Raw genomic sequence first — 7,184 nt, 5'->3', positions numbered from 1 at the left:
CGTTGTGCTGTGTTGTTTGGGCGTCCTCTCTTTGGGGGGGCGTTTATATACCGGGCGCGCGGGCCGTCGCCCGGGCGGGCGCCGCGCACCGCGCCCCACGGCCTGCTGATAGAGATGGCGCGCAAACGTCAGGAACTGGAGGCCTACGACGCCTCGTCCGAATTCATCGGTGAACGTGAGGACGGGCATATCCTGTGGGAACTCGACCAGGTGCTCGAGATGGACATCGCGCGCCTCGAAGAAGCCCTGCCCGAGCTGCGCCGGGCCTTCGCCCTGGCGGCCTATCATTACTGGGAGACCTCGGTGTACCGCTGGCACCATCAGGAGCGCGGAAAGGACGCCAGGAAGAAGCTGGGATCACACCAGGACCTCACCAAGGAGATCGGCAGGCTCGGCCGGACCGCACCGGATCTGGCCTTCCATCTTCATCCTGATCTCGAAGCCGTCGCGAAACTGGCGAATGTCCTCAAACATACGAGTGCCGATTCATGGGAGTGGCTGACCGACCATTGCCCGGCAATCTTGCAGCCTCTGTTCCCTGCACTCCCGACAACCGCAGACCGCCACACGCCGCTGGCGCTGACCACCGAGCAGCTCGACTGGGTGTTCGATGTGGTCAGCCGCTCCGGGCCAGCGGGCTATCCGGGAGGTGCTGGTGCGCCGAGGATTTCCGATGCTGAGTGATATCCGGATCCTCGGTGCCCGCGCCGCGGCCCGCCGCACCCTCGCCGCGCGGGTCGATCGCCTCACCCGCGGGCGCCTCGACCTCGACCACGCCCAGCATGCCCTGCAGGCGCTGTCCGTGGCCCGTTTCGATCCGCCCCTGCCGCTGGTCCTGGCCGGCATCGAGCAGCCTGACGGCCGCTACACTCCTGACCGGCCGCTCGCCCCTGCGCTGCCCCACGCCGCCGCCGCCCTCGACGCCGCACGCGTGGCCGTTGGCGATGTCCCGGCCGGCCACGAACTGCTGATCGCCCTGGAGATCGACCAGGGCGCGCCCAGCTTCGTCGCCTGGCTGCGCCGCTGCCCGACGGCCGGGCCGGTGCCCGACCTGGGCGACAAGATGCCGCCGGCACCGGTCGGCCAGCCGGCCGCCAGCGTCGCCCAGTGGTTCGCCCTCGCCTCCAGCCAAGCGGTACCGAACCATGACGGCAGCCTGGGCACCGCCCGCAAGGCGGTGGAGGCCTTCGTCCAGCGCGGCAAGGCCGACAATACCCGCCGCGCCTACCGCGGTGCCGTGCGCGCCTGGTGCCAGTGGGCCGCCGGCCACGCCCTCCCTGCCCTGCCCGCGCGGGCCGAGGATGTCGCCGCCTATCTGGCCGACATGGCGCTGCGCAAGCGCACGCCGCGCACCATCGACCTGCATCGTGCCGCGCTGCGCTATCTCCATCACCTGGCCCGGCTCGCCATTCCCACCAGCCATCCTCTGGTCGCCGCCACCCTCGCCGGCATCCGCCGCGAGGCGCCGGGCGCCGGCCCGCAGCAGAAGACGGCGCTGACCTGGACTCCGCTCACCCGGGTGCTGGAAGAGGTGCAGGGCGACGATCTGGCCTCGGTCCGCGACCGCGCCATCCTGCTGCTCGGCTTCGCCGGCGCCTTCCGCCGCTCGGAGCTGGCCGGCCTCACGGTGGCCGACGTCAGCGTCGACGATGACGGCATGGATATCCGCCTGACGCGCTCGAAGGGCGATCCCAACCGGGACGGGGTGCGGGTCGGTATTCCACGCGGCGTCACCCGCCACTGTCCGGTCCGCGCCTACGAAGCCTGGCTACGGGCGGCGGCGATCACCGAAGGTGCGGTGTTCCGCCGGGTGTGGCTGGCCCCGGACGCCAAGGCAGGCACACCCTCCCCGCGCCCGAAAATCGGCAGCGCCGCCCTGTCCGATCGCGCGATCGCCGAGATCGTCCGCAAGCATTGCCAGGCCGCCGGGCTGGAGGGCAGCTTTGCCGGCCACAGTCTGCGTCGCGGTGCCATCAGCACCGGCGCCGGCGACGGCTACGACCTCCTCGAGCTCAAGCGCTTCTCGCGGCACCAGAGCCTGCGCATGGTCGAGACCTATATCGATGCCGCGAGCATCAAACAGCGTCACCCTGGGCGCGGTCGATTTTAACCCTCCTCTGAAACCCGTATAAGAGCTGATTGGACGGCGATCCTGATTGAGCACGTGGTCCAGAAGGCGTGCGACCGCGCTCTGTGCGCCTGGGGCCTGACCGGGGTTACGCCCCCGTCTCCCTCCTTGCCCGTTTGGCCGCATAGAGTGCCGCATCAGCGCGCTCCAGGAGCGCCTGAAATGAGATCGCCATCGGTCGCCCCACGGCTATGGCCGTTCCGACGCTCAGCGTCGCGTTTATAGGCCCACCCGGTCGCAGCCGCGCATCGTGCCGGAACGCAGCCGTGAGGCGGTCCGCAATCAAGCGGACGTCTTCCTCAGCCGTGGTGGGAAGAATACCCAGGAACTCGTCCCCGCCGATCCGATAGATCGTCTCGCTGTCCGGCAGCACACGGCGAGCGACGTCGGCGGCCATCCTGAGTAGTTGGTCGCCGGTCGCATGCCCGTGGTTGTCGTTGATCGACTTAAAGTGGTCCAGATCAAAGGTCAGGAGCGCAATATCGCCTGGGCAGCCGCCGCGGCGCGCCAGCCATTCCTCCAGGGCGCGTCGGTTTCCCAGATCGGTCAACGGATCCCGCCTGGCAAGGCGGAGGTGCTCCGCCGCCTGACGCTCTCGCGGCAGCGCGATCAGCAAGGCGGTGACCAGCAGCACCTCGATCATAGCCTGCGCATTAAACGCAACGACCGCCCACAACGCGGTCGGTTCCGCACCGAGCGGTTTCGGTAGCCAGGCCGCAAAAGGCACGCGCGCCCATTCGAGCGCCGCGCAAATGCCAAGCACCCGGGCTAGCAGCCTCGCCGCATGAATAGCCCTGCCAGATGCCAGCCAGACGTCGCGGGCGGCCAATGCATTGAAGCCTCCCACCAGCAACATGCGGGACATCGCACAAGCGACGTCGCTGGTTCTTCCCGGTTCAATGACAAAGGGTAACGCGGCCGTCGCTAAACAGCACAGCATCGCGGTCCCGATCCGTGGCCGGTACCCGACCTTAATGCGAATGGCCAGCCATCCAAAACCGTAAGCGAGAGTCAGCAGGAACGCCCCAACCGGGATCCCGGCCTCACCGGGCAGGATCCACGGCGCGGTCAGAAAAGCTCCCCCCGCCCCGCCGATCAGGAAAGGCGCGGCCAGCCAGCGAGCTTTGGAAGAACGCCCGTTGCTCACCCCCGAAACGAGAAATGCAAGCCCGATCAGCAAAGTGACTGCCGTGCTGTAACCGATGATAGCCGGGGCGTATGCGGTCATGTGGCGTATGGCTGGTGTGTTAGGACGGACATTCTGGCGTCTTCATGACTTACGAACGGCCGTTTGCGCAACCAAACTCGATAACCGAACAGGATGCCCCGAAACCACACAGGGTCATTGTATCACCCGAGCCCCCGCCCCAAGAGTCCACGCCGCACCTAAAATTGTGCAGCGCTTGATGCGAATCGGAAAGGTGTGGGCTTTTAGGGCGGATAACTCTGCGCCGCCCACGTCGTTGATGTGGACTTTCAGGGCGCAACCTGAGGACTTTTGGGGCGGGCTCTAATCTGGAAATGCCTAAAACGCAGTAGCTTAACCAGCTTTGTCCCGTGGACTTTTAGGGCACAAACTAATAAATAGATTCAAATAATATCCAAATAGCTCTTCGCCCCTAAAGTCCACGGCGACATAATCGTGCGTTACCCTCTAAAGGATGAGACATGGGACGTGTCCACAACCTGATTGAGCAGCATGGACGGCAAGGGGCCCTCTCCTTCGTCGAAGATCGCAAAGAGGTTGACGTCGCTTTTGATTTTATGAGCGACGAAACAGGTGGTGTTGGGTTTCTTTTCAGCGGGTGGTGTCAGGCTGCGCTACCACACAGAAAGCAGCCCGACGACCACGTTTGGGTAATAGAGACCGACCACACAAAATTGCTGGTCGAACCGGGCTCGCTGCACACAAGCAAGGGCGTTGTCCGCGTCGGAGTTCCTTATGGTTCGCGCGCCAGGCTCATTCTCCTTTATCTGCAAACCGAGGCTATCAAGACAAACAGCCGTGAGATCGAGCTCGGTCGGAGCCTAAGAGTATGGCTCGGGAAGCTGGGGGTCTCCATCGGCGGCAAGAGTATGAAGGAGGTCAGAGATCAAGCTCTTAGGCTTTCAAGATGCCGGATGACGCTCCAGGTCGCAAAGGGCAAACAAACAGGTATCGTCAATCAAAATATCGTCGACACGGCACTTTTCACCAATGACGATACAGGTGCTCTGCTTGAGACTGTAAAATTGTCGGAAGGTTTTTTCGAGCAGCTAAAGCATCACCCCGTACCACTGCAAGAGTCCGCTATCCGGGCCATCTCGAACAATAGCCAGGCACTTGATATCTATTGCTGGCTCGCATATAGGCTCCATGCTCTTCCATCCGATTGCCAGATTTCGTGGCCCGCGCTGTACGCGCAGTTCGGGCGAAGTTATGCACGGCTGAGAAAATTCCGTGAAAACTTTCTGGATAGCTTAAAGATTGCCCTCGCGGTTTACCCGGAGGCCGACGTTACGGCCAATGAGCACGGATTGATACTCCGGCAATCCCATCCTGCCGTCCCAAAGAGGCTTGCCAGAAAGGCGGGCCTCGTAGTTTCTGAATAGCCCGCCAATCAACGGTCGGCGGGTCATGAATCCTAAGCGCGTGTATCCTCCTCACCGCGCCCCAAAACCCCACGCGGGAAGGCCTCCACAGCATTGCAATGGGATATCAGACTAGGGCGCAGTTTCCCGCCTCTAGGTCTGTCATGCGATCAAGCTACGCCCTAAAAGCCCACACGATAGAATCGGCAGCACGTCGTCGACGACGGTAACGCTAGATGTGCACTCCGCCCTCAAAGTCCACGGATTGATAGTAGCCCACGGCGCAAGATATTTCGGCTTGGAGATATCAAGCTCGCGCAGACATCTGCCGGAAACTGCGGATCGCCCCAAAAGTCCACGGCGCCCACACCGCCGGTGACATCAGATCGCTGCCATCAAACCGCGTCTGTATTGTGGTGGCGCCCCAAGAGGCCACACACGGCTTAATCCCGCAAAGTGCGTACTCAAAGCGCCCCAAAAGCCCACGGGGCCCGCTCCCGTCGGCTTCACCTGAGGGTGAGCCCGACGGTGCCGAGAGCCATGCGTGCCAGCAATACCCACCTTGACCCCTCGGCGTAGCACCTGGGCTTTTAGTCTTCCTTCCCTACCGTGACCCGCCACAGCCATGGCGTCCGAGGAGGTTTCAATGTCCGGCCCGCTGAGAGTGGTGGTGGTCCGTCCGGCGGGCTGTGACTAAAGGCCTGGTGTAGTTGCCCGTCGAAGTCTATTCCGACCGCTTCTGAAGCTTCGCCAGTATCTGAGATATTTCCCGCACCTCCCGGCTCAGCTCGAAATACTCCGCCGAAATCTTCCGTCGCCGGGAATTCAAGCGGGCTCTCTGAGAGACAAGTTTCTCAATATCGATTACGCCTCCGTTCCCTCCACCGTCAGCCCTCGCCTTCTCTCGAAATTCTTTTCGAAACTTTAATAGTCTGGGCCTGCCGACTTCAGGTCGAATTAATCCATTCGACTTCGCGGCTTCGAGCTCAATATCCGTCATACTTGTCAGGACATAAGCTGCGGAATAACTCGCAGGTAGCTGCTCCTCCGGCACTTTTCCGGCGTGGACAAAGCGAGCCACGCTGCGCAGCATCGATGCCACAGTGTCGCCAAATGGCAAGATTTTCTCAGAACTGCCTTTGAGACGTTCTCTCTGCTCTTCGGTAAGGGACGCGTCGAGATTCAACAGCGCGTTTCCCATGGCAAGGGACGCGTGGCCAGACTTTATAAAATTTCTATAGATAATCTTACGTTGTGTTATCAGAACGCGAAGCTTTGCTTCGTCCTCAATCAACCCTGTGTCACCAAAGACCTCCCGTAGGGTCGTCAAAAGTCCTTCGTCGATCTCGATTAATTCGTTTTGTGCGACACTGCGCATATCGGACGCCATAATTTCCGACGCCTTTTCCGCAGTGAGCGGCTCATCATTACCTTTGAGTTTGCGAGCCGCGTTTCTGGAGATCTTTACGTTCACAGGTCCACCTCATGCTTAATCAAGTCCCACAAAAGTTCGACGTCCTTGGACCCTCGTGCGTCCTTGATGTCGACGGCCGTCAGCCCGCCATCATTATGAACATGCATGTCTTCAGCCACGGGTATTTCAACAGGCAAGACCCGAGCAAATTTTGCGATCTGCTGCCTCGCTTGCCTAAAACTCTTCGTCTGACGGTTAACCCTGGAGAACACCACAAACGACCTTATGCCGGCTTTCTTTAGCGAGAGCAGGTAGGGTGTATTGCTCGATATATCGTCGTGAGTTGATCCGGTGGGCACTAAAACTATATCAGCCATCTCCGCAAGACCCAGGAATGCGTCCGCGTTGTTCTCCAGTGCCGGAGGTGTGTCGATGATGACGATTTCATGCTCGTCAACGACGTCCTCCGCTCCCCTCCACTTGTTCAGAGGCATCGCAATGACGGGGAAGTCTGCAACGCTAGGTATTACTTTCTTCGTCTCGTGCCGTGCGCTCGACCACTTTGAGAAAGTCTGTTGCGGATCGAAATCGATCCCGGCCACGTCAAGTCCTTCCCGTGCGGCGCATACCGAGATGCAGCGCGATAGAGTAGATTTTGACGTCCCCCCCTTCACGCTCGCGATAAGAATGGTTTTTGCTTCTGAAGCCATTGCTAACCCCATAATTCTGTGCGCACGGGCGGTCATTTTTACACATGTAAAAAGTCCAGACAGCCGTCGACGCACGTGGCACCGGTGAACCTCTTGGGCCACTTTTACATGTGTAAAAATGACCTGCCTCGATACGTAAATACACCTCCACCTGCGGTGTCAACGTGAATGCGTCGACCTGCGTTGGTTTTTTCTCGCGCCCACCAATCGTAGAAAACGCCAGACCGACAGGAGCCCTTCCGTGGTTGCCTCGATAGGCCCCCTACTCCGGCACATTCGATTGTCGCAGGAGGGGAATGAAAGAAGCGGTGAGAAGAGCACGGAAGGAATGGGGACGCACCACATGGTGGGGAGGGGATCA

6 protein-coding genes are annotated in these 7,184 nt (G+C 60.9%); 3 read left to right on the top strand and 3 right to left on the bottom strand.

Features of this window, described 5'->3' with window-relative positions:
• Positions 1-684, top strand: a 684-nt coding sequence (locus ABF821_RS00915; protein ID WP_415528737.1) for a hypothetical protein, incomplete at its 5' end; no start/stop codon positions are given.
• A complete protein-coding gene (locus ABF821_RS00910) occupies positions 674-2,110 on the top strand; it encodes a tyrosine-type recombinase/integrase (RefSeq protein WP_415528736.1) in 1,437 nt (478 codons plus the stop codon). The genes ABF821_RS00915 and ABF821_RS00910, both read left to right, overlap by 11 nt.
• Positions 2,111-2,216: 106 nt before the next feature.
• Here the strand turns inward: ABF821_RS00910 and ABF821_RS00905 are convergent, their stop codons facing one another.
• Positions 2,217-3,356, bottom strand: coding sequence for a sensor domain-containing diguanylate cyclase (locus ABF821_RS00905; RefSeq protein WP_182973634.1), 1,140 nt, complete (start codon positions 3,354-3,356; stop codon positions 2,217-2,219).
• A 440-nt stretch (positions 3,357-3,796) separates the two neighbouring features.
• On the opposite strand from ABF821_RS00905, the gene ABF821_RS00900 reads away from it, so the two are divergent.
• Positions 3,797-4,720, top strand: a complete 924-nt coding sequence (locus ABF821_RS00900; RefSeq protein WP_415528735.1) for a replication protein RepA — start codon at positions 3,797-3,799, stop codon at positions 4,718-4,720.
• 703 nt (positions 4,721-5,423) lie between these two features.
• On the opposite strand, the gene ABF821_RS00895 is transcribed toward ABF821_RS00900, so the two are convergent.
• Complete coding sequence (locus ABF821_RS00895; RefSeq protein ID WP_415528734.1) at positions 5,424-6,173, bottom strand: hypothetical protein; 750 nt, start codon at positions 6,171-6,173, stop codon at positions 5,424-5,426.
• Positions 6,170-6,823 carry a ParA family protein gene (locus ABF821_RS00890; RefSeq protein ID WP_415528733.1) on the bottom strand — a complete coding sequence of 218 codons (654 nt, stop codon included), beginning with the start codon at positions 6,821-6,823 and terminating at the stop codon, positions 6,170-6,172. Before ABF821_RS00890 ends, ABF821_RS00895 begins: the two co-directional genes overlap by 4 nt.
• Positions 6,824-7,184: the final 361 nt, after the last annotated feature.

The organism is Gluconacetobacter sp. (assembly GCF_047721585.1).
GTDB classification, from domain to species: domain Bacteria; phylum Pseudomonadota; class Alphaproteobacteria; order Acetobacterales; family Acetobacteraceae; genus Gluconacetobacter; species Gluconacetobacter dulcium.
Note: the sequence above shows the minus strand (reverse complement) of the source record. Positions and strands in the feature narration are given on the sequence as shown.